At 61.4% G+C, this 26,597-nt stretch carries 26 protein-coding genes; 12 read left to right on the forward strand and 14 right to left on the reverse strand.

Annotated elements, in window-relative coordinates:
* Positions 1 to 56: 56 nt before the first annotated feature.
* Positions 57 to 1,883 (reverse strand): long-chain-acyl-CoA synthetase, encoded by a 1,827-nt coding sequence (locus tag BFP99_RS26435; protein WP_065948605.1) that lies wholly within the window; start codon positions 1,881 to 1,883, stop codon positions 57 to 59.
* A gap of 395 nt (positions 1,884 to 2,278) precedes the next feature.
* Here BFP99_RS26435 and BFP99_RS26440 point away from each other — a divergent pair, with 395 nt between their 5' ends.
* On the forward strand, positions 2,279 to 2,557 hold the full coding sequence (locus BFP99_RS26440; RefSeq protein WP_027603943.1) for a DUF3509 domain-containing protein: 279 nt from the start codon (positions 2,279 to 2,281) through the stop codon (positions 2,555 to 2,557).
* A 62-nt stretch (positions 2,558 to 2,619) separates the two neighbouring features.
* Here the strand turns inward: BFP99_RS26440 and BFP99_RS26445 are convergent, their stop codons facing one another.
* From BFP99_RS26445 to aroC, 4 genes are all read right to left on the reverse strand, one after another.
* Positions 2,620 to 2,889, reverse strand: coding sequence for a response regulator transcription factor (locus BFP99_RS26445; protein ID WP_065926621.1), 270 nt, complete (start codon positions 2,887 to 2,889; stop codon positions 2,620 to 2,622).
* Between the two features lie 209 nt (positions 2,890 to 3,098).
* On the reverse strand, positions 3,099 to 3,629 hold the full coding sequence (locus tag BFP99_RS26450; protein ID WP_065926620.1) for a 1,2-dihydroxy-3-keto-5-methylthiopentene dioxygenase: 531 nt from the start codon (positions 3,627 to 3,629) through the stop codon (positions 3,099 to 3,101).
* Entirely contained in the window at positions 3,626 to 4,786 is a 1,161-nt protein-coding gene (locus BFP99_RS26455; RefSeq protein ID WP_065926619.1) for an MFS transporter, read from the reverse strand. Before BFP99_RS26455 ends, BFP99_RS26450 begins: the two co-directional genes overlap by 4 nt.
* Before the next feature lie 10 nt (positions 4,787 to 4,796).
* Positions 4,797 to 5,888, reverse strand: coding sequence for a chorismate synthase (gene aroC / locus BFP99_RS26460; protein WP_027603936.1), 1,092 nt, complete (start codon positions 5,886 to 5,888; stop codon positions 4,797 to 4,799).
* Positions 5,889 to 6,031: 143 nt separating this feature from the next.
* Here aroC and BFP99_RS26465 point away from each other — a divergent pair, with 143 nt between their 5' ends.
* Complete coding sequence (locus BFP99_RS26465) at positions 6,032 to 6,994, forward strand: alpha/beta hydrolase (protein WP_065948606.1); 963 nt, start codon at positions 6,032 to 6,034, stop codon at positions 6,992 to 6,994.
* Positions 6,995 to 7,093: 99 nt separating this feature from the next.
* Positions 7,094 to 7,903: a hypothetical protein gene (locus BFP99_RS26470; RefSeq protein WP_027603934.1), complete on the forward strand. Its 810-nt coding sequence runs from the start codon at positions 7,094 to 7,096 to the stop codon at positions 7,901 to 7,903.
* A gap of 138 nt (positions 7,904 to 8,041) precedes the next feature.
* Here BFP99_RS26470 and prmB read toward each other — a convergent pair whose 3' ends face one another.
* Positions 8,042 to 8,950, reverse strand: a complete 909-nt coding sequence (gene prmB / locus BFP99_RS26475) for a 50S ribosomal protein L3 N(5)-glutamine methyltransferase (RefSeq protein ID WP_065926617.1) — start codon at positions 8,948 to 8,950, stop codon at positions 8,042 to 8,044.
* Positions 8,951 to 9,190: 240 nt separating this feature from the next.
* Between prmB and BFP99_RS26480 the strand changes: the two genes are divergently transcribed.
* From BFP99_RS26480 to BFP99_RS26490, 3 genes are all read left to right on the forward strand, one after another.
* Positions 9,191 to 9,781, forward strand: coding sequence for a cysteine hydrolase family protein (locus BFP99_RS26480; protein WP_065926616.1), 591 nt, complete (start codon positions 9,191 to 9,193; stop codon positions 9,779 to 9,781).
* 141 nt (positions 9,782 to 9,922) lie between these two features.
* Entirely contained in the window at positions 9,923 to 10,243 is a 321-nt protein-coding gene (locus BFP99_RS26485; RefSeq protein ID WP_027603931.1) for a hypothetical protein, read from the forward strand.
* Positions 10,244 to 10,318: 75 nt separating this feature from the next.
* Positions 10,319 to 10,876 (forward strand): Smr/MutS family protein, encoded by a 558-nt coding sequence (locus BFP99_RS26490; RefSeq protein ID WP_016976371.1) that lies wholly within the window; start codon positions 10,319 to 10,321, stop codon positions 10,874 to 10,876.
* Between the two features lie 52 nt (positions 10,877 to 10,928).
* Here BFP99_RS26490 and BFP99_RS26495 read toward each other — a convergent pair whose 3' ends face one another.
* Both BFP99_RS26495 and BFP99_RS26500 read right to left on the reverse strand, forming a co-directional pair.
* Positions 10,929 to 11,117: a hypothetical protein gene (locus BFP99_RS26495; RefSeq protein ID WP_065926615.1), complete on the reverse strand. Its 189-nt coding sequence runs from the start codon at positions 11,115 to 11,117 to the stop codon at positions 10,929 to 10,931.
* Between the two features lie 210 nt (positions 11,118 to 11,327).
* Positions 11,328 to 11,738 (reverse strand): zeta toxin family protein, encoded by a 411-nt coding sequence (locus BFP99_RS26500; RefSeq protein WP_256098232.1) that lies wholly within the window; start codon positions 11,736 to 11,738, stop codon positions 11,328 to 11,330.
* 176 nt (positions 11,739 to 11,914) lie between these two features.
* Between BFP99_RS26500 and folE the strand changes: the two genes are divergently transcribed.
* Both folE and BFP99_RS26510 read left to right on the forward strand, forming a co-directional pair.
* The gene (gene folE / locus BFP99_RS26505; protein ID WP_019826593.1) at positions 11,915 to 12,460 is read left to right on the forward strand and encodes a GTP cyclohydrolase I FolE; all 546 of its coding nucleotides are present in this window, start codon (positions 11,915 to 11,917) and stop codon (positions 12,458 to 12,460) included.
* A 101-nt stretch (positions 12,461 to 12,561) separates the two neighbouring features.
* Entirely contained in the window at positions 12,562 to 12,933 is a 372-nt protein-coding gene (locus BFP99_RS26510) for a glutathione S-transferase N-terminal domain-containing protein (RefSeq protein WP_065926614.1), read from the forward strand.
* Between the two features lie 46 nt (positions 12,934 to 12,979).
* On the opposite strand, the gene BFP99_RS26515 is transcribed toward BFP99_RS26510, so the two are convergent.
* The 3 genes from BFP99_RS26515 to BFP99_RS26525 are packed head-to-tail and all read right to left on the reverse strand — an operon-like array spanning position 12,980 to position 15,922.
* The gene (locus tag BFP99_RS26515) at positions 12,980 to 13,306 is read right to left on the reverse strand and encodes an AtuA-related protein (RefSeq protein ID WP_065926613.1); all 327 of its coding nucleotides are present in this window, start codon (positions 13,304 to 13,306) and stop codon (positions 12,980 to 12,982) included.
* Positions 13,303 to 14,628 (reverse strand): acyclic terpene utilization AtuA family protein, encoded by a 1,326-nt coding sequence (locus tag BFP99_RS26520; protein WP_065948607.1) that lies wholly within the window; start codon positions 14,626 to 14,628, stop codon positions 13,303 to 13,305. Before BFP99_RS26520 ends, BFP99_RS26515 begins: the two co-directional genes overlap by 4 nt.
* Before the next feature lies 1 nt (position 14,629).
* Positions 14,630 to 15,922: a CitMHS family transporter gene (locus BFP99_RS26525; protein ID WP_065948608.1), complete on the reverse strand. Its 1,293-nt coding sequence runs from the start codon at positions 15,920 to 15,922 to the stop codon at positions 14,630 to 14,632.
* A 130-nt stretch (positions 15,923 to 16,052) separates the two neighbouring features.
* Here BFP99_RS26525 and BFP99_RS26530 point away from each other — a divergent pair, with 130 nt between their 5' ends.
* On the forward strand, positions 16,053 to 16,949 hold the full coding sequence (locus BFP99_RS26530) for a LysR family transcriptional regulator (protein WP_065948609.1): 897 nt from the start codon (positions 16,053 to 16,055) through the stop codon (positions 16,947 to 16,949).
* 60 nt (positions 16,950 to 17,009) lie between these two features.
* Here BFP99_RS26530 and BFP99_RS26535 read toward each other — a convergent pair whose 3' ends face one another.
* The gene (locus tag BFP99_RS26535) at positions 17,010 to 17,612 is read right to left on the reverse strand and encodes a glutathione S-transferase family protein (RefSeq protein ID WP_065926609.1); all 603 of its coding nucleotides are present in this window, start codon (positions 17,610 to 17,612) and stop codon (positions 17,010 to 17,012) included.
* Between the two features lie 10 nt (positions 17,613 to 17,622).
* Positions 17,623 to 18,789: an aminotransferase-like domain-containing protein gene (locus BFP99_RS26540; RefSeq protein ID WP_065948610.1), complete on the reverse strand. Its 1,167-nt coding sequence runs from the start codon at positions 18,787 to 18,789 to the stop codon at positions 17,623 to 17,625.
* 81 nt (positions 18,790 to 18,870) lie between these two features.
* Between BFP99_RS26540 and BFP99_RS26545 the strand changes: the two genes are divergently transcribed.
* The 3 genes from BFP99_RS26545 (at position 18,871) to BFP99_RS26555 (ending at position 21,484) form a co-directional block, all read left to right on the forward strand.
* Positions 18,871 to 19,305, forward strand: a complete 435-nt coding sequence (locus BFP99_RS26545; RefSeq protein WP_065948611.1) for a MarR family winged helix-turn-helix transcriptional regulator — start codon at positions 18,871 to 18,873, stop codon at positions 19,303 to 19,305.
* Positions 19,306 to 19,496: 191 nt separating this feature from the next.
* On the forward strand, positions 19,497 to 20,843 hold the full coding sequence (locus BFP99_RS26550; protein ID WP_065948612.1) for an NCS2 family permease: 1,347 nt from the start codon (positions 19,497 to 19,499) through the stop codon (positions 20,841 to 20,843).
* A gap of 14 nt (positions 20,844 to 20,857) precedes the next feature.
* The gene (locus tag BFP99_RS26555; protein ID WP_065926605.1) at positions 20,858 to 21,484 is read left to right on the forward strand and encodes a LysE family translocator; all 627 of its coding nucleotides are present in this window, start codon (positions 20,858 to 20,860) and stop codon (positions 21,482 to 21,484) included.
* A gap of 31 nt (positions 21,485 to 21,515) precedes the next feature.
* On the opposite strand, the gene BFP99_RS26560 is transcribed toward BFP99_RS26555, so the two are convergent.
* On the reverse strand, positions 21,516 to 26,585 hold the full coding sequence (locus BFP99_RS26560) for a dermonecrotic toxin domain-containing protein (RefSeq protein WP_065948613.1): 5,070 nt from the start codon (positions 26,583 to 26,585) through the stop codon (positions 21,516 to 21,518).
* Positions 26,586 to 26,597: the final 12 nt, after the last annotated feature.

A 26,597-nucleotide genomic window follows, 5' to 3' on the forward strand; every position in this document is an offset into this window, starting at 1 on the left:
CGCGAGGGAGTTCCCCACTGTCATGCCCTTTTTACCAAAAGCGGCCATAGACAGAATCAATAGCGGAACTGACCACCCTGGATCTGTGCCAACAGTTGCCCGGTGACCGGCACATAGCAGTCCGACCCCGGCAACCAGGCATACACCGGGTCATTGCCGGCCTTGTCCGGATCAAAGGCCTCTTCCTTGAGCTTGACCTTCTGGTACTTAAAGGTACCGGTGGTTTCCATCTTGACCTTGATCCGCAGGAAGAGCGGCACTGCATAGTGCGGCAACTGGCCGTGGGCGAATTGCAGCAACTCGCGCATGTCCAGCGAGGCCAGGGACTCACTCGGGGTGATGGCGACCATGCCCGCACGGCCATTGGTGTTTTCGATCTCGACGCCATAAGCCACCACTTCGGCGATCTGCGGGTGTTGCAGCAGGACGTTCTCGACCTCGGTGGTGGACACGTTTTCACCTTTCCAGCGATAGGTATCCCCCAGGCGATCCACAAATTGCGCATGGCCAAAGCCGATGCTGCGCAACAAATCGCCGGTATTGAAGTAGCGATCACCTTTTTCAAACACGTCGGTGAGTACCACCCGGCGATTCTTTTCCGGGTCGGTGTAGCCGTCGAAGGGCGATTTTTCATCGATCCTGGCCAGTAACAGGCCCTGCCCGCCCGTGGGGACTTTACGCATAAAACCGTCGCTGCCACGCAGCGGCTCGCCGTTGTCATGGGCGTAGTCCACCAGCGCCCAGTGCTGGAGACAGAAACCGATGGTGTTGTCGAAATTCAGCACGTTGGTAAAACCGATATTGCCGTCACTGGCCGCGTACAGCTCGCAGATATGCTCCACGCCATAGCGTGCCTTGAACTGCGCCCACACGCCGGGGCGCAAGCCATTGCCAACCATCTTGGTCACGCGGTTATCAAGGTCGTTTTCACCGGGTGGCTGGTCGAGCAGGTAACGACACAACTCACCGACGTAGCCGAGGGTGGTCGCCTTGAATCGGCGCGCATCGTCCCAGAACTGGCTGGCGCTGAACTTGCGGCGAATGGCGAAGCCCGATGCCCCGACAATCGCCGAGCCCCAACACACGCAAAGGCCGGTGGCGTGGTACAGCGGCAAAGTGCAATACAGGACGTCGTCAGGGCCCATGTCCAGCGCGATGCTGCCGAAGCTGACGGCAGTTTTGGTCCAGCGGCCATGTTTCATGATGCCGGCCTTCGGCAGGCCGGTGGTGCCGGAGGTGTAGATATAGAAGCAAGGGTCGTTAAAGAAGATCTGCGCAGTGCTGGCAGGGTTGTCCACCGGGCACTCGGCGCTCGCAGCCACCAGGTCGATATAACCCTGCGGTACCAGGCTGGACGGTTGATCGGCGACGAACCAGGTTCGATCAGCCGCGATGGCCACCTGATCGCGCACCGCGTCATAGGGGGCCACCAGTTCCGCGCCGACAATAATGGCTGCCGGGCTCACCAGGGTCAGGCTGTGCACCAGCGCCGCCTGGGTTTGCGCGGTATTGAGCATCGCGCAGATGCCACCCAGCTTGGCCACGGCCAGCACGTTCAAGAGTAATTCGGGGCGGTTTTCGATAAACAGCGCCACCACGTCACCCTTGCCGATGCCCTGGGCTTGCAGGTGATGGGCAATACGGTTGGCACGCTGGTTGGCGTCGGTGTAGCTGAGCACACGGTCGCCGTACAGCAACGCGTTGCCGTCGGGGTTGCGCAGGGTGGCTTGCTCAAAGTGCCAGCCCAGCCCGCAAGGCTGCGCGGGGTCGGTGACATTGGCGGCACGCATGCCCCGCACTACGCGCGGCAAGGCACGGACGATGGCCGGCACCTTACTCAGCAGCTTGCCCCAGGTGATCATGTCGTTGTGCGGGTGACTCATGGAGGAACGTCCTTTTTCTTATTCTTCGTCTGATCCAAAAGCACCGATACCTCCGTAAGCGGAAGGCCGAATGCATTGCAGGAAAATACGTCAGCCGTTCTTCGGCTGTACACGCGGGATTTGAAAAGTTTTGTATCCCAACCGGCATGCCCTCAAAAAAGGAATTTAGCTGCGCAGAAACAGTCTTTACGAGTATCGACGCGCCCATCCCACCCTATCGAGTAGCGCAAAATGCAGGATGCATGATGGCCATTCATGCAAATTGCACGAAATCGAAAATCCAAGATATTTTCAATCTATTGATTTATAACGATATTTTTATAAATCATGAGCTGGCACAATCACTGCACCTATCACTCCATGCTTGCCAACTTGAGCCAAAGGAGCTGATAGACATGAGCCTGATCCAAGATAAATTCGCTTCAGTATTCTCCAACTACGATGTCACCACCCAGCCACGTCCCGACGGCGGCATTCTGTTGACCCTGCGCAACAGTGACGGCAAGCAGGTCAAGCGTTCGATCTCTTACCAGCAGTTGCACACCGCCGATCAATTGACCTGGGTGATCAGCGCGATTCGTCGCGACTTGGCCGAACAAGCCAGTGAATTGCCGCAAATTTCCATGCTGCAAAGCCAGAACCGCTTTGCCCTGCCGACCTACCACTCGGCGTAAATACCGCAGTCATGAAAAGGCCGCGACGCTATTGAGCGTCGCGGCCTTTTTATTGATGTGTGTCAGCACAGGCCTTGGCGAGCCGCCTCATTCATCGCCTGCACGCGGTTAGTGACTTCCAGCTTGCCGTAGATATTGCGCAGGTGGAATTTGACGGTGGCTTCGGACGTGGCACGAATCTGGCTGATTTCCCAGACAGTCTTGCCCTCCGAGGCCCAGCGTAAGATCTCCAATTCCGCTGGAGTCAGGGGCTTACCGGACAGGCTCAGGCGTCTCCTGACAGCATTGGTTACGACACACGGCGGCGGACACGACTCCTCTGGGCCATTCATTACATCTCTCCTTTTATTGGCTGATGCCCTACCACCATTCGGATTCCTCCTATTGACAGGTGGCACAAACACTGGCGACGCAGAGAGTTACATAACGAATGGTTTCAGTGCGCATTGCCCTGGATAAACAGCCAAACCCTACGCGTAACTAAGCTTATTCCCACAACAACTTCCAACTCGCCGGGGTTGAAGATTCCAATTACCTGAGTTCAATCGTCCAAACCTGGGAAATGGCTGGCAACATCGTCGCCGGTGAACGTCGGTACACACCCCTGCGCGGTGTTGAACAAGTGCAGCATGACCAAGTGGGGGTTCTCGCCCATATCAAACCAGTGCGCCATGCCAGCCGGGATCACCAGCAGGTCGTTTTTCTCACAACGCACGGCATACACGTAGTCGCCAACATGCAGGTTGAACAAGCCCTGGCCGGCGATGAAAAAACGCACTTCGTCTTCGCTGTAGCGGCGTTCATCCAGGAACCGGGCACGCCATTCGGCTTTTTGCGGGTGGTCGCTGGTGACACTGAGCACCGCCACCGCACCGTAGCCGAGGGCATCGATCTGCGGCTGATAGGCGGCAATCATCTCAGCGTCGCTGGCGCCCCTCTCGATCAGGGCAGGCTGCCAGCGCTCGAACCGCACACCGTGCTCGGCCAGGGTAGCGGCGATGTCGTCGACATGGGTCAGGACCTTGTTCGGGGTATCCGGTGAAGCGACGGGGTAGACGGCGACATAACTCATTGAAGGGTTCCTTGGTTCTGCTCTTGCAATCGAAAACCGATGATAGCGGCCGCGGCCAGGGCGGCGACGCTGGCAATACTAAAGGTGAAGGTCGGCCCCAGCAGGTTCCAGCTGTAACCGGAATACAGCGCACCCAGCGCACCGCCGGTGCCGGCCAGGGCGGCGTACAGCGCCTGGCCCTGGCCTTGTTGCTTATCGCCAAAACTGCGCTGCACAAAGGCAATCGCCGCCGCGTGAAAACTGCCGAACGTGGCAGCGTGCATGACCTGCGCCAGCAACAGCACCCACAGCAGTTCGGCAAACGAGCCCAGCAACAGCCAGCGCAGGGCCGCCAGCAGGAAACTGGCCAGCAGCACCCGGCGTACCGAAAAACGTGTGAGGATGCGGCTCATGCCCAGGAACATCAGCACTTCCGCCACCACCCCCAGGGCCCACAGCATGCCGATCATGCCACGGCTGTAGCCAAGGTGTTCCAGGTGCAGGGTCAGGAAGGTGTAATACGGGCCATGGCTCATTTGCATCAGCGCCACGCAGGCGTAAAACGCCAGTACGCCGGGGCTGCGCAGCTGTTTGAGGAAACCATCAGCGGCCAGGCGATTGCCGTGGCTGGCGGGCTGCGCATTCGGCACCCACAGGCTGGCACCGATGATGCCGGCCATGATCACCACGACCACCACCGGGTAGATATCCAGGCTCAGCCAGTCGAACAGGCGGCCCATGATCACCACGGTGAGGATAAAACCGATGGAGCCCCACAGGCGCACCTGGCTATAGCGCGAGGTCTGTTTTTGCAGGTGGGCCAGGGTGATCACTTCAAACTGCGGCAGCACCGCGTGCCAGAAGAACGCATGCAGGGCCATCACCAGGGCCAGCCAGGCGTAGGTGTGACTGACGAAGATCAGGGAAAAACTCAGCAGGGTGCACACCGCGCCGAAGCGCACGATAGCCAGGCGTCGGCCGCTGTAGTCGCCCAGCCAGCCCCACAGGTTGGGCGCCACGCAGCGCATCAGCATGGGGATGGCCACCAGCTCGCCGATGCGCGCGCTGGAGAACCCCAGGTGGTCGAAGTACAGCGCCAGGAACGGCGCCGTCGCCCCGAGCAGGGCGAAGTAGAACAGGTAGAAGCTGGAGAGGCGCCAGTACGGGAGGGCTGTCACCGCCGCGCCGTCACAGCTGGCCCAGCACCGGGGTACTCACGCGCACATCGGCATTTTGCCCGCGATTGCGCAACAGATGGTCCATCAACACGATGGCCATCATCGCTTCGGCAATCGGCGTGGCCCGGATGCCCACGCACGGGTCGTGACGGCCCTTGGTGATCACGTCCACCGGGTTGCCGTGTACATCGATCGAACGGCCCGGGGTGGTGATGCTCGAGGTGGCCTTGAGTGCCAGGTGCGCAACAATCGGCTGGCCGGAGGAAATACCGCCGAGGATGCCGCCCGCGTTGTTGCTGAGGAAACCTTCCGGCGTCAGTTCATCGCGGTGCTCGGTGCCACGCTGGGACACGCAGGCGAACCCGGCGCCGATTTCCACGCCTTTCACCGCATTGATGCTCATCAGCGCATGGGCCAGTTCGGCGTCGAGGCGATCGAAAATCGGCTCGCCCAGGCCCGGCTTGACGCCTTCGGCGACCACGGTGATCTTGGCGCCGACCGAATCCTGGTCGCGGCGCAGCTGGTCCATGTAGGCTTCCAGCTCCGGCACTTTGTCCGGGTCAGGGCAGAAAAAGGCGTTGTCTTCAACGCTGTCCCAGGTCTTGAACGGGATTTCAATCGGGCCCAACTGGCTCATGTAGCCACGGATGACGATGCCCTGGGTCGCCAGGTATTTCTTGGCGATGGCCCCGGCTGCCACGCGCATGGCCGTTTCGCGCGCCGAGCTGCGGCCGCCGCCACGGTAGTCGCGTTCGCCGTATTTATGGTGGTAGGTGTAGTCGGCATGGGCCGGGCGGAACAGATCCTTGATCGCCGAGTAGTCCTTGGACTTCTGGTCGGTGTTGCGAATCAGCAGGCCGATGGCGCACCCGGTGGTACGGCCTTCGAACACCCCGGAAAGGATCTCGACTTCATCGGGCTCCTGGCGCTGGGTGGTGTGGCGGCTGGTGCCGGGCTTGCGGCGGTCGAGGTCACGCTGCAGGTCTTCCAGGGACAGCTCGAGGCCGGGCGGGCAGCCGTCGACAATGGCGACCAACGCCGGGCCATGGCTTTCGCCCGCGGTGGTGACAGTGAACAGCTTGCCGAAGGTATTGCCGGACATGCAGGGCGCTCCGTGAAATCAGTTGAATCAAGTCAACCGTAATAACTTAAGGCGGCCAGTATACGCAGGCTAACCGACTAGTTCATCCTCGAAACCTTACCGGTAGACCTTGGTCCAACCGGCACCTTCCTCATGATGGCGCGATGATGCTGCGAGTTCTTCTGTTTACCCTGACCCTGTTTACCGCCGTGGCCGACGCCGCCTCCCCTGTCGTACTGCAACGCCCGATCAGCCTGGACACCGGCAGCGGCGAACTGTTTGGCTCGCTGCTGCTGCCGCAGTCCGATAAACCGGTGCCGGTGGTGTTGATCATCGCCGGCTCCGGCCCCACCGACCGCAACGGCAACAGCGCCGACGGCGCTCGCAATGACAGCCTCAAGCGCCTGGCCTGGGTGCTGGCCCGGCACAACATCGCCAGCGTGCGCTACGACAAGCGCGGTGTGGCCGCCAGCCTCGCCGCCACGCCCGACGAACGCAACCTGACCCTGGAGGCCTACGTGGCCGACGCGGTGGCCTGGGGCAAATTGCTCAAGGCCGACACACGCATGGGCCCGCTGATTGTGCTGGGCCACAGCGAAGGCGCGCTGGTGGCGGCACTGGCCGCACCGCAACTCGACCCGGCCGGGGTGATATCCCTGTCCGGCAGCGCCCGCCCGGTCGACCAGGTCATCCGCCAGCAACTGGCCGATCACCTGCCCCCTGCCCTGCTGCTGCGCAGCAATGAAATCCTCGATCACCTCAAGGCCGGCCAGGTGGATGCCGATGTGCCTGGCCCGCTGGAGGGCATTTTCCGACCCAGCGTGCAGCCGTATCTGATCAGCCTGTTTCGCGCCGACCCTTCAGCGGCGTTTGCAAAACTGCGCATGCCGGCATTGATCATCCAGGGCACCAACGATATTCAGGTCGGTGTGGGCGACGCCGAGCAACTCAAAAGGGCCAAGCCCGATGCCGAACTGGCGGTGATCGAAGGCATGAACCACGTGATGCGCATCGTGCCCAACGACGTAAAGCAACAATTGGCCTCCTACAATGACCCGCAATTGCCGCTCGCCGCTGAGCTGGGCACCCGCTTGGCAGGCTTTATCGACGGACTTCAACCCCGTTAAGCGACAATTTGCCTCCAGTCCTGCAAAAAGCGGCCGATAAGCCCAGAGTCGACAGCAAAAAGACTGTCGACTGGCAGGGCTTGGACAGGATCGCACCGCATGACAACCACTGAAGCAACACCGGAACCGACCGCCGACACCCCGGCTGAAAAAACCGAGGCTATCGACACGGCGGCGCCCCTGCCGTGGGCGGATGTTCAGGCCGAGCATTTCAAGATGCTGCGCCTGGCACCGCTGGCCACCGACCGCGCCACCGGCCTGCGGCCGCTGCGGTTCGTACAGTTCGGCTATGCCGAGCGCCATGACAAACACCACAGCCTGTTGCGCATGGTGATCCAATTACCGGGGCAGCGGGTGCGCCGCGAGCAGAACCATCTGGATATCTGGGTGGATCACGATAAACACCGCGTGCACTTCGGCCCGGGCAACAGCCTGGAAATCGAACCGGCCAACCGCGGCATCGGTCGCTTCCTGGTGGCCCAGGGCGCCGCGTGGGCGAAGAAAAAATGGTCAAGCTACCGCGTCGACGGCGTGGACCTGGCCAACAAGGACGCACTCAACGAAGCCACACGCCTGCGCCGCGATCACTTCCTGCGCGTCCAGGGTTTCGATGTGGCCTACGCCGATGTGCAGCACCTCAAAGGCAACGTGCAGCCGGGCAAGGTCAGCGATGTACTGGACAGTTGGAACACCGAGAAGGTGCAGTTCGTGGAGATCCTTGAAGCCGCGCAGATGCTGCAACAGGCCGAGCACAACCTGTTGGAGCAGGAAGTGAAACTGCGCAAGGAAGAAGAAAAGGTCACCAAGTTCAAGCGTGAGGACAGCGGGTTGCGCTTTACCATCACCTGCCTGGTGGCGTTCACCGTGTTTCAGGCGGGGCTGTTGATCTGGATTGCCACGCACCGCTAGCCGGCTGGAAAGCCATCGAAATGCGGGAGGGGCTTGCCCCTAATGCCAGTCAGTTAAGGCTTTTTGTAGGAGGCGATGTACGCTTAACTGACTGGCATTAGGGCTTGCCCCCTCCCACATTTTCTACCCTAAGGTTGGTTAAACCCGAGCGGCGAAGATTGCCTGGTGTTCCCGGCACTGTTCGGCCGTGAGCATGAACACCCCATGCCCACCCCGCTGGAAATCCAGCCAGGCGAAGTCCACTTCCGGGTACAGCGCGTCAACATGCACTTGGCTGTTGCCCACCTCGACAATCAGCAAACCCTTCTCGGTCAGGTGGTCCGCCGCCTCGGCCAGCATGCGTCGCACCAGGTTCAGGCCATCGTCGCCGCAGGCCAGGCCCAGCTCCGGCTCGTGCTGGTATTCGTCCGGCATGTCGGCAAAGTCTTCGGCATCCACATACGGCGGGTTCGACACGATCAGGTCAAAGCGCTGGCCCGGCAGGCCGTCGAAACCGTCGCCCTGCACGGTGTACACGCGCTCGTCGACACCATGGCGCTCGATATTCTGGTTGGCCACCTCCAGGGCTTCGAAGGACAGGTCGCCGAGTACCACTTCGGCGTCCTGGAACTCGTAGGCGCAGGCAATGCCGATGCAACCGGAGCCGGTGCACAGGTCGAGGATGCGCGCCGGCGGTTGGGCCAACCAAGGCTCGAAGCGGTTTTCGATCAACTCGCCGATGGGTGAACGCGGGATCAGCACGCGCTCGTCAACGATAAACGACATGCCACAGAACCACGCCTCTTTCAACAGGTAGGCCGTGGGCACCCGCTCATGAATACGGCGATGCAACAAACGCTGTACGTGAGAGATTTCCTCTTCTTCCAGGTTGCAATCGAGGTAGCTGTCGGCAATTTCCCATGGCAGGTGCAAAGCGCCGAGCACCAACTGCCGGGCTTCGTCCCAGGCATTGTCGGTGCCATGGCCAAAAAACAGGTCTTCCCCATGGAAACGGCTGACGGCCCAACGGATGTGGTCGCGCAAGGTGCGCAGGCGAGATGTGATCACGGGGGGCAGACTCCTGGAAAAAACGACTGGCGATTCTAACAGCCTTCGCCTGTACCGACGATGTACGAAAAGCTGTTGCCATACGTCGGATTTCATCCAAATCGCCATCATTCGGTTAAACATCGCCGCCACTTGACATGGCTGCACGCCAGCAACGGCGTACCTTACGATAGTAGCGATTCACAGAACCGCTCAGCCAGTGGACAATGACGCAAAAGCCCCCCTCACAGGAGCCCCAGAATGTCCGTTCCAAAGACGATGTTTCAACTCAGCGGTCGTGGTTACGCAGCTGCCAACCTTGGCCATGCGACCCTCGTGATCATCGACGCTCAAAAGGAATACCTCAGTGGCCCGCTCGCCCTCTCCGGCATGGACGCGGCGGTCGGCAATATCAAGCAACTGGTCGCCGCCGCGCGCAACGCCGGGCGCCCGATCGTGCACGTGCGCCACCTGGGTACCGTGGGCGGCCTGTTTGACCCCCAGGGCGAGCGCGGTGAGTTCATCCCCGGCCTCGAACCTCAAGGTGACGAAACCATCATCGGCAAGCTGCTGCCCAGCGCCTTCCACGGCACCGGCCTGGAAAAACACCTGCAGGACCTCGGTTCCCTGGACCTGATCGTCTGCGGCTTCATGAGCCACTCCAGCGTCAGCACCACCGTGCGTGCCGCGAAGAACCTGGGCTTTCGCTGCACCCTGGTGGAAGACGCCTGCGCCACCCGCGACCTGCCTTACAAAGGTGGCATCCTGAGCGCCGAGCATGTGCAGCAGACCGAGATGGCCATCATGGCTGACAATTTTGCCACTCTCGCACTGACTAAAGACCTGATCTGATCGCCCTTCGGGTGAGCGGTGCGGCCTGTTGAAGGTCCCGCTCATCCGCAAAGCCCTCTCATTTGGCGCATTTACCTCGGGTACAGGAACAACCTGTGTATCTTCCGGTCGAAGGGCCGATACCCTGGAGGAAAGGTCGGAATGAAGATATCCGATGGTTTTGACGCTCGTCGCTTGCGCCCCAAGGGCCCGAGCAACTGGCGTCTGCGCCTGGTGGCCGGCATTGCCGCGCTGCTGGCGGTAGTAGGTTTGCTGTTGACCGGCGCTGGTGGCGCCGGTTTGTTTGGCCACTCGCCGGCCCTTGGCGAACTGAATGCCAGCCCTGGCGGCTCGGCGATTCTGTTGGGGATCGGGCTGCTGGTGCTGTGGCTGGGCGTGTGGCTGTGGCGCCGCAGCCGTCGGAAGATGCGCCAGCCGTTGTCACTGAACATCGCCTCGCACCTGATGAAAAAGCACGACTGATGGCGCTTGGATAGCGTTTCCTGCGCCCCGGCCGCCGCGATTTAGGTAAACTGCCCGCCCTTCGCGGAGGCTGACATGCAAGACGACGATTTTTCCCTGTTCAAAAACGAGCTGCGCGGCGTCAAGCCGATCAAGCACGACCGCGCCGACACCGGCAAACCCAAGGCCGACCGCGCACAGATCGCCAAGCTGCGCCAGGCTGCTACCGTGCGCACCGATGCCACCACCGTGGATGGCCTGTCAGACCAGTTCGTGATCGACGTCGGCCCCGAAGACGAGCTGATGTGGGCCCGCGACGGCGTACAGGAAAGCCAGATGCGCAAGCTCAAGGCCGGTCAGATCCCGTTCGAAGGCAGCCTCGACCTGCACGGCATGAACGTGGAAAAAGCCCGGGAAACCCTGTGGGCCTTCCTCGCCGAAGCCACCAAGTTCGAAATTCGCTGCGTGCGCGTCACCCATGGCAAGGCGGTGCGCTTGGACGGTAAGCGGCCGATGATCAAGAGCCACGTCAACACCTGGCTGCGCCAGCATGCCCAGGTGCTCGGCTTTACCTCGTGCCAGGCCCGTCATGGGGGCGCGGGTGCGGTGTATGTGATGCTCAAGCGCACGATGATGGAAGGGCGCGACGAATAAGTAATAAAAAGCCCAGCAATTGAGCTGGGCTATTGTGGTATTGCCAGTAACGTCAGTTGTCGAAAAGCTCTTTCGCTTTTTTCTCTTTCGCCAGCGAGATCACTGCCTTTTGCATGGTGATCGCAGTATCGGCTGCGCTTCTGTAAACAGCACGTTTTTCTTCTACCGAACCACTTCGAAAAAAATCTGACATGGTGGTGGATGAATATTTTTCTACAACTTCCGTAATTTCGCCTTTCATAAGGCTACTCCGGTCAAAATTTGCTCAAGTTGATCAGGATGGTAGGGCTGTATAACGAGTTCGTCAATTTCCTCAGCCGATAGGTCGATGCCGATGTATGACTCCCCGCCATCAGTGTCCTTGATGAGCACATCGACTTGAAGACGCCCCAGAAACTCACGCCAGCTCAGGCTTCTGGTAGACGTAGATAACCTGTGCAGACCGGTTTTCCTAATCAAGGGCGCGCTGGATATTTTTCCGAGCCACGGCAAAGTTGGCCAGCGTTCCGTCCAACAGGAAAGACTGGCGCTGCTGATAAACGAGGTCGACAGTCCTCTCCACCATGGCAGTTACGCCACGTTGAAAAAGACTGGAGTTTGCGCCTGTGTAGTCAGGAAAGTATTCCCTGAAGTCATCGGGGTCGATTCGCAATGCACTGGATCCCCCCTCCTCCATCAAGCGAATAAATGATTTGGACACTTCTGTCTTGCCGGCGCCAGGCGAGCCCGCCATAAACACTGAAACCGGATAATTTTCACCTGGGTACTTAGTCAGGCAGGCAAGTTCACGGGCAATGCGGGTCCGATTTGCTTTGGCAAAGATCAGGGCGCGCTCAGAAATACTTCGCTCCAGCGGGGTCATCACGTCCTCCTCAACGGAGGCCGACTCTAACATCGGTATCGTCCGGGAATACAACTGTCGGCGCACCTACGCTACTATGTGCGCCACATCACCCGCCGCTGTTGCGCGCCGGGCAGCGCTTCACATTGGTACAGGCATACACCGTACCGTTCTGAAACCCATACGGAAACAGTCCTGTGACATTGGAACAAAACTACACCGCGATCCTCGGCCAACTCGGCGAGGACGTCTCCCGCGAGGGCCTGCTCGACACGCCCAAGCGTGCCGCCAAGGCGATGCAGTACCTTTGCCGCGGCTATGAACAGACACTCGAAGAAGTCACCAACGGTGCCTTGTTCAGCTCCGACAACAGCGAAATGGTGCTGGTCAAGGACATCGAGCTGTACTCGCTGTGCGAACACCACCTGCTGCCGTTTATCGGCAAGGCGCATGTGGCGTATATCCCAAGCGGCAAAGTGCTGGGCCTGTCGAAGGTCGCGCGGATTGTCGACATGTATGCGCGCCGCCTGCAGATCCAGGAAAACCTCAGCCGCCAGATCGCCGACGCGGTGATGCAAGTGACCGGCGCCTTGGGCGTGGCCGTGGTGATCGAAGCCAAGCACATGTGCATGATGATGCGCGGTGTGGAGAAACAGAATTCGTCGATGATCACGTCGGTGATGCTGGGTGAGTTCCGCGAAAACGCGGCCACCCGCAGTGAATTCCTCAGCCTGATCAAGTAACAGGCTGCGTAGGAAAAGACCGGCGTTCATCGCCGGTTTTTTTTCGCCTGCAGAATTAAGGTAAGCTGCGGCCCCTTCTTCATGGGCAAGAGGTTTCAGCCATGTTCGTCAAAGCACTTCGAGTGGGCCTCGGCCACGTCATCATCGCCGGCGACTTACTTACCCGTCCGCGCAAAAAGCAGCGCCCTGCCGAACAACAGGCACAGGTGAACGCAGCGGCCAAGGACCTGACCCTGTATCAATTCCACGCCTGCCCGTTCTGCGTGAAGACCCGCCGCACCCTGCACCGCCTGAATGTGCCGGTGGCGCTGAAGGATGCGAAGAACAACGAGCAGGACCGCCAGACCCTGCTGGAGCAAGGCGGCAAGATCAAAGTGCCGTGCCTGCGTATCGAAGAGAATGGCCAGACCACCTGGATGTATGACTCCAAGGTGATCATCGATTACCTGGACAAGCGTTTCGCTGCGGTCTGACAGACCTGCTGAGATCCAATGTGGGAGGGAGTTTGCCCCCCCACATTCAGTTCGGTGTTGGCAAATCCAGGTCCAGCTCCAGCAACGCCGAGCCGAGGCACTTGCCATGGGCATCCAGTGCCAGCGAGCGGGTTACGCCGCCGCGCAATATCCCCGGCAGTACGAAGTTCAGCGCCTGCACATTCGGCAGTTCATAGCGCCGCACCGGGGCAGCGTAAGGCTCCAGCAGGCCGGCAAAAAAGTCGGCCACGCGCTCGGCGGTAAGCTGTTCACACAACAGCAGATAATCCTCGGCTCGGTAAGCAATGATCGAAATGTTCGAGGTGTCGCCCTTATCGCCGGTACGGGAATGGGCCAGCGTGTGCAGTTTCATGCTTCGATCCTCGGGTTGACCGCGTCACGGGGCAGCAGCAATGACGCCACCGCCACCACCTGCCGTACGCTCTTGCTGGCACCGCCGCCGCCGGACGGGCCGTTGGTGTAGAGGGTTTCCACTTCATTGCCGACCCGCACCGCTTCACTGCGGTCTTCACAGCGGGCCGCCACGCGCAGGCGCACTTCCCAGGGCTCTACGCTGCTGCGCGGACCGTGCAGCGAGTCCATGCCGATCAGTTCGGCGCGTACGTCCTGCATCTTCACACCCATCAGTTGCAAACGCTTGAGTACGACATCCCGCGCCAACTGCGCCCGTGCTACCGCGCCGGGGCCGCCGTAGGACATCTGCCCTTCGCCAATCCAGCCATCCAGGTAACCGACGCTCACCTTCAACTGCTCGGGCCGTGCGCGGCCAGCAGCACCGTGGGCACGCACCCGATCAACGCCCTCCTCGTCAAACCCCACCTGGGAAAAATCGGCGGTCACGTCCGGGGTGAGATACGCCGCAGGATCATGCACTTCGTAGATCAATTGCTCGGTGCAGGTGGCGCGACTGACCCGCCCACCGGAGCCTGCAACCTTGGTGATCACGGCCTCACCCTCAGCATCGATTTCAGCCAACGGGAAACCCAGGCGTGCGAGGTCATCCACATCCTTGAAACCGGGATCGGCAAAATAGCCGCCGCTGACCTGCCCGGCACACTCCAGCAGATGCCCGACCAACGTGCCGCGCCCCAGGCGCTGCCAGTCGTCCATCGCCCAGCCGAATTCAAACACCTGCGGGGCGAGGAACAGCGACGGGTCGGCCACCCGCCCGGTGATCACCACATCGGCGTCGGCGCGCAAGGCATCAAGAATGCCGTCGACGCCCAGGTAGGCATTCGCGGAAATCAGTCGCGCGCCCAGTGAACCCAGGGTTCGGCCGTTATCCAGTACCTGCTCGGGGCGCAAGACGTCCAGCACGTCATCGCCGACCACCGCCACCACCTTGAGGCCCAGGCCCAGCTCATGGGCAATCCGCCGCACTTCGAGCGCCGCCGACACCGGGTTGGCCGCGCCCATATTGGTGATCACCCGCAGGCGACGGCGCCCCTCATGCTGGCCGACAAAGGGCAACACCCGGCGCATGCGCTCGCTGAGCAGCGGGTCATACCCCCCCTGCGGGTCACTGATTCGCGCCTGTTGCGCCAAAGCGATGGTGCGTTCGGCCAGGCACTCGAACACCAGGTAATCCAGGTCGCCCAGCTCGGCCAGTTCCACGGCAGGTTCGATGCGGTCGCCGGAGTAGCCGGCGCCGGAACCGATGCGCAAGGTTTTCATTTCAAATCACTCCCAAGAGCAACGCCGTCAGGGTCATCAACACCGACGCGGCAAACAGAAAAGGGATGGTGAAGCGCTGGTGATCGGCCAATTCGATCTTGCACAGGCCCACCAACAGGAAGGTCGCCGGGGTCAGCGGGCTGACCGGGAAACCGGTGGTGTGCACGCCCAGTAACGACGCCTGGGCCACTTGCAGCGGGTCGACGCCCAGGGCCTTGCCGACTTCGGCGATCACCGGCATCACGCCGAAATAATAGGAATCGGGGTCGAACAGCATGCTCAGCGGCATGGACAAAAAGCCCACCACCGCCGGAATCAACTTGCCGTGGCCCGCCGGAATCTGCGCCACCGCCACTTCAGCGATGGCCTTGAGCATGCCGGTGCCTTGCATGATGCCGGTGAACACCCCGGCGGCGAGCAGGATACTGGCCATGGTCAGGGCGGTTTTCGCATGGGCATCAATGCGTGCGCGTTGGGCGTCCACGTTCGGGTAGTTGATGCACAGCGCTACCACGGTGCCGAGCATGAACATCACCACCGGGTCGACCCAGCCGGCGATCATCACCACCATGACCAGCACGGTCAGGATCAGGTTGACCCAGAACAGGCGGGGGCGGCGCAGCTTGATGTCGTCGTCGCTGAGCACTCGTTGCGGCACAGCGTCCACGCTGGAGCCGGCGCCCAGGCCGAGGCGTTTTTCTTCTCGCCGGCCGAGCCACCAGGCGCAGGCGAAGACGAAGATCAGGCCGACGATCTGCACCGGAATCAGTGGCTGGAACAGGTCCGCCACCGGCACGTGCAAGGCCGCCGAAGAGCGCAACACCGGGCCGGTCCACGGCAGGAAATTGACCCCGGCGGCCATCGCGCAAACACAGGCGAGGATGCGTTTGTCGATGCCCAGCCGCGTATATAACGGCAGCATCGCCGGCACCGTCACCAGAAAGGTCACGGCACCGGAACCGTCCAGGTGCACCAACAGGGCGAGGGTCGCAGTCCCAACGACAATCCGTGTAGGACGTGTCCCTACCGTGCGCAGGATGCGATCAATGATGGGATCGAGCATACCGGCATCGGTCATGATCCCGAAAAACAGGATCGCGAACACGAACATGCCCACCACGGGGGCGACGTTCTTGATGCCGGTAATGATGAAGGCGCTGGTTTGCAGGCCGAATCCACCGAGCAGCGCGGCGATGATCGGCAATGCGATCAGAGCCACCAGTGGCGAAAGGCGTTTGCTCATGACGGCAGCGAGCAGGCACAGGATGGTAATGACACCCAGGGTTGCGAGCATGGGTTACTCCAGAGCGGCCTTGGTGGCCGGTTATTGTTTTCCCTGGAGTATTGGAAGCGCGTTACTCTTTGTAAATTGGAATGTTCAGCCAGTCATGTTCGTAAAAACAAAACGCTCGAGAACAACAACAATGAAAAATTCGATCCAGCACATTCAGGCGTTCCTTGCGGTGGCCCGCACCGGCAGCTTTATCAAGGCCGCCCATGAGCTGCATCTTTCGCCTTCGGCACTCACCGTGCAGGTGCAACAACTGGAAGACTGGCTCGGCGTCGCCCTGCTCGACCGCAGCCCCCGGCATGTGAGCATCACCGCTGCCGGCCAGGACGCGCGCGGGCCGATGGAAAAACTGCTGCTGGACCTGGACAACATCGTCACCGGCTCCCGCGACCTCGCGGCCTTGCGCCGTGGTGTGGTCACCCTCGCGGCCCTGCCGTCGGTCTGCGCCGGCGTCCTGCCCCCGGCCTTGCGCCTGTTTCGCGAGCGTTTTGCCGGGATCGAAGTGCGCCTGCAGGACCTGGTGGCCCATCGCATTCATGCCCAGGTCCGCGCAGGCGAAGTGGATTTCGGTATTGGCGTACGGGCGCGGCTAAGCCATGGCCTGGAGTTCGTGCCGGTGCTGAATGATCGATTGTGTGCGTTCGTCCCCCTGGATCACACCCTCGCCCACCATCGCCAATTGACCCTGGAGCAACTGGCGGACCAGCCGATCATCCTCACCGGCCGCGACAGCAGCGTACGCGAGCAAGTGGATGCGCTGTTCGATGAGACGCGGCTGACGATGAACGCCGGGATGGAGGCCAACTACATGTCGACGGTGCTGGCGCTGGTGCGTCAGGGCCTGGGGATCAGCGTACTGCCGGAGTCGGCGGCGGACAGTCTGGAGGGGTTGAAGCGCATCCACATCGATCATCCCGGGGTGAACCGCGAGATCGGCTTGATCAGTCGTAGCGGGATGGGATTGAGCCCGGCGGCACAGCGCTGTTTCGACCTGCTGAACGATGAATTATCTGGCACGGCATCGAGCTGAATGTGGGAGGGGGCAAGTCGAATCGTCGCACCGCCCTCCCACATTTTTTCACCGCGGTGATCAGTCGAGCATGCCCACATGCCTGGGATGGCTGGCCACGCGCTTCAACCAGGCCTGCACGGCCGGGTAAGGCGTCAGGTCAAACCCACCTTCATGGGCCACATGGGTGTAGGCATACAGCGCAATATCGGCAATCGAATACTGCTCGCCCACCAGGTATGGCGTGGTTTGCAGCTGACGCTCCATGACCTTCAGGGCCTTGTAACCGCGCTTGTGGGTGGTCTTGTATTCCTCCAGGCGATCTTCCGGCATGTTCAGGTAGAACTGGATAAACCGCGCCACCGCAATGTAAGGCTCGTGGCTGTACTGCTCGAAGAACTGCCATTGCAGCACTTGTGTGCGCAGGCGCGGTTCGGTGGGCAGGAATTCGCTGCCATCGGCAAGGAAGTTGAGGATCGCGTTGGACTCCCACAGGCAGGTGCCGTCTTCCAGTTCCAGCACCGGGATCTTGCCGTTGGGGTTCTTGGCCAGGAATTCAGGGGTCTCGGTATCGCCGTTGAGGATGTCGATATCCACCCATTGATACGGGATGCCCAGCAGGTTGAGCATCAATTTGACCTTGTAGCAGTTGCCCGACTTGTAATCGCCATAAACCTTGTACATGGGGCTCCCCTTATGCCGCTTGCGCGTGCTGTGCTTGACGGACCACCGCGGCCAGGCGTTTGAGCCCTTCGTCCAGGCGGGCCGGGTCGATATGGCTGAAATTGAGTCGCAGTGAGCCTAAATGCTGGTCCGGCTCGGAAAAGAACGGTTCACCGGGCATGAACGCGACGTCCTGATCGAGCGCAGGTGCCAACAAGGTGCGGGTATCGAGCGGCTGTTTCAAGGTCAGCCAGAAGAATAATCCGCCCTGGGGCACTTGCCAGTCGGCCAGATCGGCGAAGTGACGCGCCAGCGCAGCCTGGAATGCGTCGCGGCGCTCACGGTAGAAACCGCGCAGTTCCACCAGGTGCTGCTGGTATTTCTGCGTGCCGATCCACTGCATGGCCTGCCACTGGCCGACGCGATTGGTGTGCAGGTCCGCCGATTGCTTGAGCTTGAGCAGGTGCGGGAACAGGTCCGGGCTGGCGATCAGGTAACCCACGCGCAGGCCGGGCAGCAGGGTCTTGGAGACCGTGCCGGTGTAGATCCAGCTGGCTTTTTTCAAGCGGCCGACGATGGGCTGCGCACTGCCGCCGTCGAAGGTCAGCTCGCGATAGGGTTCGTCTTCGATCAGGGTCACGCCGAACTCATCGAGCAAGGCGGCGACGGCCTCGCGCTTGGCTTCGCTGTAACGCACGGCCGAAGGGTTCTGGAACGTCGGGATCAGGTAGACGAATGCTGGGCGATGGCGCTCGAGGTTGGCGCGCAGGCTGGTCAGGTCGGGACCATCGGCTTCCAGTTGCACGGTAAGGCAGTCGGCGCCGAACAGCTGGAAGATCTGTAGGGCGGCCAGGTAGGTCGGCCCCTCCAGCAGGATCCTGGTGCCTTTGTCGATATACAGCTTGGCCGCCAGGTCCAGGGTTTGCTGGGAACCGCTGACCACCAGCACCTGGCTGGCCTGGCACGGCACACCCAACGCACGTGCCTCGGCGGCGAGCAGTTCACGCAACTGCGGCTCGCCTTCGCTCATGCCGTATTGGCCGATGTTCAGCGGCATATCATCCCAGTCCAGCGCCGGCAGCATGGCTTCGGCCGGCAGGCCACCGGCAAACGACATCACTTCCGGGCGCTGGGCGGCCGCGAGGATTTCACGGATCAAGGAGCTTTTGAGGCGAGTAACACGTTCAGAGAAGGCCATAAGGTCACCGCTAGCGAAGCCTGTTGGAAATACGTCAAACTGGTTGACCGAAATTACGACAGCTTGAGTGGATACGTCAATATGCTTGACCTTAAAAACCAAAGCAGCCAGCAACAAGCCATGGAAGCGTTCTTCTTCGGTTACCAGGCGTTCACTGCCAAGGCCGATGAAATGCTTGAGCGCCGTGGGCTGAGCCGGGTGCATCAGCGCATCGTGTTTTTTATCGCACGCTACCCGGCGCTGAGCGTCAAGGAACTGCTGGAATTGCTCGGTGTGAGCAAGCAGGCGCTGAACATGCCCTTGCGCCAATTGCAGGAGATGCACCTGGTGGACAGCGTTGCGTCCGAGACCGACAAGCGCAAACGCCTGTTGGAATTGACCGAAGAAGGCCAGCGTTTCGAGCAATCGCTGCGCCGTGAACAGGTGAAGTTGTTGCAGCGCGCCTTCGGCGAAGCGGGCGAAGAAGCGGTAAACGGTTGGCTCGCAGTCAACCAGGCACTTGCAGGCCAGCCTTGATCCTCGGTGGCGCCCTGGCTTTGCCTTTCATCCTTTTCACGCAGAAAATAGAAAACATTATTTGCTTTCTTTGTATACAAAAGCATAATTCGCTTCGTGCGAGTTCCTGACCTATTGGTCAACAAAACCCGCCAGTACCTCACAGCGCCCCGCGCTGGACATAACAATAAAATGCTTGAGGAGTACTCGCTGTGGATAGCCGCAAATCCGAAGCCTCGCCGCTGGACCTTGCCCCCTCACAGAACGGCTGGCTCGAACGCCTGTTCAAACTGCGCCTGCATGGCACCACAGTGAAGACCGAGCTGATCGCCGGGCTCACCACCTTCATCACCATGGCCTACATCATCTTCGTCAACCCCAACATCATGGCCGACGCCGGTATCGATCACGGCGCGGCGTTTGTCGCCACCTGTATCGCCGCCGCCCTGGGTTGCCTGCTGATGGGCCTGTACGCCAACTGGCCGGTGGGCCTGGCACCGGGCATGGGCTTGAACGCGTTTTTCACCTATACCGTGGTCGGCACCATGGGCTACCACTGGGAGACCGCGTTGGGTGCGGTGTTTATCTCCGGTGTGCTGTTCATGATCCTCACGCTGTCGCGCATCCGCGAATGGCTGCTCAACAGCATCCCGGTCAGCCTGCGCCACGCGATGGGCGCGGGCGTCGGTTTGTTCCTGGGCGTGATCGGCCTGAAAACCGCCGGCATCATCGTCGACAGCCCGGCCACGCTGATCAAGCTCGGTTCACTGCACGAGCCAGCGCCACTGCTGGCGGCGGTGTGTTTCCTGCTGATCGCCATCCTCAGCTACCACCGGGTGTTCGGCGCGATCCTCATCAGCATCATCGCCGTGACCCTGGCCGGCTGGTCCCTCGACCTGGTGCACTACAACGGCATTCTCTCCACGCCACCGAGCCTGGCGCCGACCTGGATGGCCATGGACATAAAAGGTGTATTCAATGTCAGCATGATCAGCGTGGTATTTGCCTTCCTGTTTGTGCACATGTTTGACACTGCGGGTACACTGATGGGCGTTGCGCAACGCGCCGGGCTGGTCAACGCCGACGGCAAGATCGATAACCTGTCCCGCGCCCTCAAGGCCGACAGCGCTTCCAGTGTGTTCGGTGCCATGGTGGGCGTGCCGCCGGTGACCAGCTACGTGGAAAGCGCTGCCGGTGTGGCCGCAGGCGGCCGTACCGGGTTGACGGCGGTGACGGTCGGCGTGTTGTTTGTGGCGGCCATGTTCTTCGCACCGTTGGCGGGCATGATCCCGGCGTATGCCACCGCCGGCGCGCTGATCTATGTGGCGATGCTGATGATGGCGAGCATGGCCCATATCAACTGGGATGAGGCCACCGACAGCATCCCGGCGATTGTCACCGCGATCATGATGCCGTTGACCTTCTCGGTCGCCGACGGTATCGCCCTGGGCTTTATCACTTATGTGGCGCTCAAGGCCGGCACCGGTAAGTACCGCGAGATTTCCGTAAGCCTGTGGGTGTTGTGCGCGATCTTTATCGCCAAGTTCGTCTTTCTATAGAAAAGGAGCATGCAATGAGTCTGGAAACCTGGCTGCTGTTCAGCGGCGCTGCGCTGGTGGTGATCCTGATCCCGGGGCCGCTGTCGTTGCTGATGATCAGCAACAGCCTGAACTACGGCCTGCGCCGCTCGTACCCGGCATTTCTCGGCGGGGTGATTGCCTCGATCTGCCTGTTGAGCGCGTCGGCCCTGGGTCTGGGCGCATTGCTGCTCGCTTCGGAACAACTCTTCAGCGCGTTGAAGATCGTCGGCGCGCTCTATTTGTTCTACCTCGCCTGGCAGAGCTGGCAGCAATCGCGCCAGCCGTCCCACGGCGCGACCGTCCCGGAGGCGGCGCCGGTGCCGCGTTTTCGCGCGCTGTTCGGCCGCGCCTTCGTGCTGGGGGCCAGCAACCCCAAGGACATCCTGTTTTTTGCCGCGTTCCTGCCGCAGTTCCTCAGCAGCCAGCAGCCGTTCCTGCCGCAGTTGCTGATAATGATCGCCACCTGGACCGTGCTCGACCTGTTGTGCAAGCTGGCCTACGGCCTGGGTGCCCACGGTGCCGCGCGCTACCTGCGCAGCGGCAAAGGCCAGAGCTGGTTCAACCGCATCAGCGCCGGGCTGTTCAGTGGTGCGGGCGCGGCCTCGCTATTGAGCCGCTGAGCCTGCCAGCCCCGGCGCGGGTGCGTCGGGGTCAGTCCAACCCGGCCACGCGGCTGAAAAACACCGTGAACGTCGACCCGCGCGTGTCCTGCTGAATGCCCCCCACCAGCCGGACCAGGCGACGTTCTTTGATGGCCTTCTTGACGGTTTCGTATTGCACACTGCGTTGGCTGCCCCGGCTGGCGAGCTTGCGGTCGAACCACACGTCAGATAACTGCAAGATCCTATTGGACGACAACGGAATGCTGCTCGAATCCGTCCAACGCGTAAGGATGAAATATACGTTGTTGGATTTAGGGTGCGTGACGATAAAGTTGTTCAAGTCGCCGCGATTGCCCTTGGGCACCGTTTCCAGGTGAAACCCCTGACGCTCCAACACCTGCCTGACTGCATTCTGAGCAACGATGATCTTGCTTGAGGCCGGCGCTGTGCGCTTGTCCAGCAGACGCGGCTCCAGCCTAAAAGGCACCAGGAAGTCCACCCGCTCAAACCCAGGCCCTAAGCCATCTACGCTGATATTCACACTGAACTTGCCCTCTAACTCGATCGGCCGGAGCATTTTCAGCAAGTCATCGGTGTACCCCGCCGCTCGCGGCACGGCGGGCAGCCAATCGTCGAGCGTGGTGCGCAGGTTCAACAACCGCGTCGCTGTCATCGAGCGGCTGCTGTCGGCCACTTCCACCAGACGCTGCACGGCGAAACGCCGACTCCCCTGGGTCAGGCCTGGAAAAACAGCCCCGACCGACTCCGCCAAGGGGCGATTGAACAGGGGTTGATGAGGCGTCCAGCGGCCGTCTGCGCCATAGACGAAGGGAATGGGCTGTTCACCCAGACTGACGCCCAACCAGCGGTCAAGGTCATCCATTGCGTTATGGGCCAGGGCCCTGGGGCTTTTTACAAAGACCACATCATGGGGCGCGTGCAGGCCACCGGGCACTATCTCGAAGTAGTTCTCCCCCAGCTTCACGGCATCGAAAGGCGCCTCGCCATACACCCGGTACAAGCGTTTGGACGCCGACAACACCTGCGGCGAGACTCCGGGCACCTCGTGCCCCCAGGCCTGCCAATAGCTCTCGGTCAACACCGGCTGGCTGCGTACGCGCTCCGCCGTCGGGCGTGAGCGAACAGCCCAGAACGTGCCGGGTGCAGGCCGCTCCCAGGGCCGGAACAACGCCGTACTGGGCCCCGGCTGCGGTTCGGGAGCATCGGCGCCCAGCAGCCACTGTCGAGGTTCGTCGATCTGCAGCAGCCATTCATTTTCTCCTGGGCGTTGTCGGTTTTTCAGACGCAAAGCAGACTCACCCGGCCGACGATAAACGGGATAGTGGTCCCTGCCGTCCACCACAAATTGTTCGCCATCCTTGAGGTAGCTGCCTTTGTTGCGCCCGCCTAGCGCGATGCCATCGCCTGCTGCGCTCGGACTGCGGTAGCCTTCCAAGCCCTTGAACCGTTTGGCGGGCAATGAGGTACGCATGAAAAAACTGCCGCCGGCCGCCAAGTGCTGCTGACGATGCAGCCTTTGCAAGACCCGGCTCATATTGGGCGCCTGCGGCTTGGCGCCGGCTCGGGAACCCCGCACGGGGAGCAACGTCATGGCCACTTCGAGCACGAACATATGCACGCTGGTCACCAACTCGAAAATTCCTTCAGGTGAATGCTGCTGATGAAGCCGCCGCGCAGCCAATAACACTTCATACAGCTTGATCCCCAACCCCAGCACCGGCACGAATGACAACAGCCCTCGCCACCGTGTATCGGCCTGCTCGCCGAGACGCCACGCGCGGTACACCTTCAATTCGTCATCGGAGTTGCACTGGCTATAAGCCTGGCGTTGCGCCGTCAATACGCGGGAGTGGGCGAGTAGCTCAAGCAGGTGATTGCCCTCGGTGGGAGTGATGCCTAACCAATTGTCTGGGGAATGAGTGCGCTGCTCGTCAATTTCCGCCTCAATCGCACTCAAGTCTTTGGCCGGAAACACTCGACTGCGGTTAAACCAGCGCGCCAGATGAAACACGTCGGAACCCAGGGCATAACGGAGCAGCCCTTCCATCCAACCGACCTCAACACGCAGGTCGTTCGGGTACCCCGCGAGGCCATCAGCCTCCCACCCCGGGGCAACCCCTTGGGCCAGCGCAGCCTTTGCGCCCGGCGTCGAGGCCAGCCCGATCAACGCCGTGCGGGCCTCTGCCAGGCCGCTGTATTCGGTAATGCTCGGTTGTTCAGGGCTGTCAGGCCAATACAGCACGCAGCGATCATCCACCTCGTCAATGATCACCACCACGCCGGCGATATGCCGTGGCGCCGGCAGTGTCAGCGCCTCCAGCCTGACCGTGCACAACTGCACGCTGTGGCCGTCACGCTCAAGATCGGCACGGCTCTGCGCCGCCAATGCCAGCGCGAACAAACGCTGGCCGGGCGCGCTCAGGCCACTGTTGGCGGCGCTGAACAGATGCCACTGCGCCGCCTGCTTGAACGCACGCAGCAATGCTGGTCGCAGGGTCTGTGGATCGTCGCTGTGGGGGTCGCCATAAAACGCCTGGCGAATCTGTTGAGCATAGCGCTGTGCGAGGTCCAGCCTCGATAGCGTGGCCAGCAAGTAGTCGGGGCTGAGGCGATCCTTCCAGGCTGGCTGCAGATAATGGGCCTTCTGCAGCCGCCAACGTGCCCAGGGCGCTTTCGCATCAAGGTTATGCAACGCCAATTGCAACAGGCTGTAGGTCTGCCGCTCCTGGCTGACCACGATTTTCGCGCCGGACTCCCCCACCGCCCGCTCTGGATGCCCCACCCAATGGGCGCTGACATCATCGGGCATGTCCAACAGCGGCTGGTCAATATCCAACCCAGGGTAAAAACCGTCATCTTGCAGCCGCTTGATCAACGCGTCGCGGGCAAACACCGTCAGTGCCGGCAAACGCTCGAATACGCCTGACTCCAGCGCCTGCCAACTGCGCAGGGATGACGCCTGTAGGCGCCGATAACGCTTGCGCGGCCAAGCCTGCGCGGTCTCCAGCCAGGCTGGAAGCCGCTTTCGCTCGGCAGCGGCAAGCCGCAGTAGTTGCACGCTGGCGAGGGCCTGTTCAAACGCCTCGCAAGGTGGCACCTGCAGACTGTTGACCGCCTCATCCGCCAGCGCCAGCCTGGCGAACGACGGATCACTGACTTCGCTGAACACGGGCTCGCCGGCTGCCAACAGATGGTCGAGCTGATTGAAGCCCTTAATCTGCTCTTTGATCGCCAGCAGCAAGCCGTCGCCGTCGATCTGCGGATACTCGACGCTCACCGGCTCGTCGACCTTCAACGCTCGGACCTTGGCCAGGACGGCACTGCGCTGGGTGCGATGCAGACAATCCCACAGCGGCGAACGGTCGATCGCCTTGAAGCTGGCGCTGAGTGCTTCGGACAACCTTGCCAGCGATGCAAACGCCTGAAGCCCTCCCTGCCGTCCAGGCACATACAACATCACCGGTTGCTGGACGGCCTCAGCCGTGCAGATAACCAGCGCGCCCAGCAGGCGCTGGTGTTCAATCACAACCCCCGTTACCCACGTGGCGCCGGGATTGACCATGCCCTGCGCGACCTGTTGCTGCTGGCCCTCGCTGATCAATTTAAGGTGGCACTGCAACCGTGCCTCGCTCTCGAGCGCGCCGCGCCGGGCCCGCAATAACAGGACGCCCCTGGGCGGTTGCCCCGCGACTTTTCGACTCCAGAAATCCAGGTCGCCAAGGCTTGCTTCATGCGCCTCCAGCATCGCCAATGCCTGGGATTGATGGGTTTGCCATTGCTGATGCAGCACCTGCATCTGCGTCCAGGCTGGGGTCTCTTGGCTGGCATCGGCAGGGTCCAGCAGCGCCAACAAGCCTTGCTCATAACGCGCCACCGTCTGTTCACAGGCACCCTTGGGCAGCTCGCGGGCCAGGCTGGCAAAGTGGATGTGATCACGACATCGGTGTGCGTCCCAGCCAAGCAAAGTCTCCAGCGCTCGATGCAAGGACGGACGCAGCGGGATCAACTGCCGCCGCTGCCGCTCAACCGTGCGTAAGCGCTCGACGAGGCTGCCGTGGGTACCGCGGATGGCGTCCCGGGGAAACAACAAGGCCAGGTTGACCTGCGCCACGGTGTCCCATTCGTTTTGCCATTGGGTGGCGAGTAAAGCGTCGGCGGCCTGTTGCAGTGCATCGTCTTCAATGGGGTCTGCCGGCTGCAGGCTGAACCCGGGAAATTCAGCAACGAACAGGTCCGGCACCGCGTGTCGTTGACGCAGCGGCAAACGCTGCCACCAGCCGTCCAGGTAGCGACTGACCAATGCCGGCAACGCCTCCTGCAATTGGACCAAGGAGCCGAATTCGTGAAATCCCTGGGCCAACCCCGGTAGAAAAATCACTTGGCGCTGATGACGCTGGCCCGCACGGTACAGGTGCAACCCGCCGCTCAAGGCCACGGGCGTCGCGCCTTTCAGTGGCCAGTACAGCGACGATACGTTCAAGCTCGCCCAGTCGCCGCCCGCCCGTTGGCGCGCTTCGGCCGTCGGCGCGTCGAGCAGGCTTTGCACCATGTCCAGGCCATGATCCGACAACTCGAACACGCCATGGGCGAGTACGGCCTGGCTCGCAAGAAAGGCCTGATACAACTCATGCCAGCGGGCTCGCCTTGATCGCCATGAGTCTGCGGCCAGGCCGTCCCAGTAGCGGGCCATTACGGTGTCGAAGCGACCGGGCCAGTCCGGCCCTAAGGCTTGGCTCAGCGCCTGCCCGGCCCTATCATCCGGGACGGGGGCCGGGGGCGTCTGCTGCCGCGCCGCCAGTAGCCCAAGGCTGGCCTCAACCAAGTCCCGCGTGTGGGGCATGCCCTCAAGCGCCAGGGGCACCTTGAGCAACTGGGTGTCGGGGTCGACACCGAATGCGTCGCGCAAGGCCTGGCGAATGATCGAGCCAATCCGTGGCGCACGGTCGAGCAACTGCCCAAGGCCCTTGGCCGTGACCTCGCAGCGCAGGCCCGCATTGTGCAGTTCATTGATGACCCGGCTCGGTTGCGCCGTTGCGTTGATACGCCGGGTCAACCCGGCTCTGATGGGGTCCAACTGATTGTCCGTTACCGTGCTCATATCGCCTCCCTG

It is taken from the genome of Pseudomonas sp. 1 R 17, assembly GCF_900067035.1.
Lineage (GTDB): Bacteria > Pseudomonadota > Gammaproteobacteria > Pseudomonadales > Pseudomonadaceae > Aquipseudomonas > Aquipseudomonas marginalis.

What these genes read in the sequence shown, in the direction of transcription:
- BFP99_RS26440 (WP_027603943.1), top strand. Translation starts at nt 2,279, where the DNA reads ATGAGCCTGATCCAAGATAAATTCGCTTCAGTATTCTCCAACTACGAT.
- BFP99_RS26445 (WP_065926621.1), bottom strand. Translation starts at nt 2,889, where the DNA reads ATGAATGGCCCAGAGGAGTCGTGTCCGCCGCCGTGTGTCGTAACCAAT.
- BFP99_RS26490 (WP_016976371.1), top strand. Translation starts at nt 10,319, where the DNA reads ATGCAAGACGACGATTTTTCCCTGTTCAAAAACGAGCTGCGCGGCGTC.
- BFP99_RS26535 (WP_065926609.1), bottom strand. Translation starts at nt 17,612, where the DNA reads ATGTACAAGGTTTATGGCGATTACAAGTCGGGCAACTGCTACAAGGTC.
- BFP99_RS26525 (WP_065948608.1), bottom strand. Translation starts at nt 15,922, where the DNA reads ATGCTCGCAACCCTGGGTGTCATTACCATCCTGTGCCTGCTCGCTGCC.
- BFP99_RS26485 (WP_027603931.1), top strand. Translation starts at nt 9,923, where the DNA reads ATGAAGATATCCGATGGTTTTGACGCTCGTCGCTTGCGCCCCAAGGGC.
- aroC (WP_027603936.1), bottom strand. Translation starts at nt 5,888, where the DNA reads ATGTCCGGCAATACCTTCGGCAAGCTGTTCACTGTCACCACCGCGGGC.
- BFP99_RS26465 (WP_065948606.1), top strand. Translation starts at nt 6,032, where the DNA reads ATGATGCTGCGAGTTCTTCTGTTTACCCTGACCCTGTTTACCGCCGTG.
- BFP99_RS26545 (WP_065948611.1), top strand. Translation starts at nt 18,871, where the DNA reads ATGCTTGACCTTAAAAACCAAAGCAGCCAGCAACAAGCCATGGAAGCG.
- BFP99_RS26480 (WP_065926616.1), top strand. Translation starts at nt 9,191, where the DNA reads ATGTCCGTTCCAAAGACGATGTTTCAACTCAGCGGTCGTGGTTACGCA.
- BFP99_RS26520 (WP_065948607.1), bottom strand. Translation starts at nt 14,628, where the DNA reads ATGAAAACCTTGCGCATCGGTTCCGGCGCCGGCTACTCCGGCGACCGC.
- BFP99_RS26515 (WP_065926613.1), bottom strand. Translation starts at nt 13,306, where the DNA reads ATGAAACTGCACACGCTGGCCCATTCCCGTACCGGCGATAAGGGCGAC.
- BFP99_RS26560 (WP_065948613.1), bottom strand. Translation starts at nt 26,585, where the DNA reads ATGAGCACGGTAACGGACAATCAGTTGGACCCCATCAGAGCCGGGTTG.
- BFP99_RS26470 (WP_027603934.1), top strand. Translation starts at nt 7,094, where the DNA reads ATGACAACCACTGAAGCAACACCGGAACCGACCGCCGACACCCCGGCT.
- BFP99_RS26450 (WP_065926620.1), bottom strand. Translation starts at nt 3,629, where the DNA reads ATGAGTTATGTCGCCGTCTACCCCGTCGCTTCACCGGATACCCCGAAC.
- BFP99_RS26540 (WP_065948610.1), bottom strand. Translation starts at nt 18,789, where the DNA reads ATGGCCTTCTCTGAACGTGTTACTCGCCTCAAAAGCTCCTTGATCCGT.
- BFP99_RS26500 (WP_256098232.1), bottom strand. Translation starts at nt 11,738, where the DNA reads ATGACCCCGCTGGAGCGAAGTATTTCTGAGCGCGCCCTGATCTTTGCC.
- BFP99_RS26495 (WP_065926615.1), bottom strand. Translation starts at nt 11,117, where the DNA reads ATGAAAGGCGAAATTACGGAAGTTGTAGAAAAATATTCATCCACCACC.
- BFP99_RS26510 (WP_065926614.1), top strand. Translation starts at nt 12,562, where the DNA reads ATGTTCGTCAAAGCACTTCGAGTGGGCCTCGGCCACGTCATCATCGCC.
- BFP99_RS26435 (WP_065948605.1), bottom strand. Translation starts at nt 1,883, where the DNA reads ATGAGTCACCCGCACAACGACATGATCACCTGGGGCAAGCTGCTGAGT.
- BFP99_RS26530 (WP_065948609.1), top strand. Translation starts at nt 16,053, where the DNA reads ATGAAAAATTCGATCCAGCACATTCAGGCGTTCCTTGCGGTGGCCCGC.
- BFP99_RS26555 (WP_065926605.1), top strand. Translation starts at nt 20,858, where the DNA reads ATGAGTCTGGAAACCTGGCTGCTGTTCAGCGGCGCTGCGCTGGTGGTG.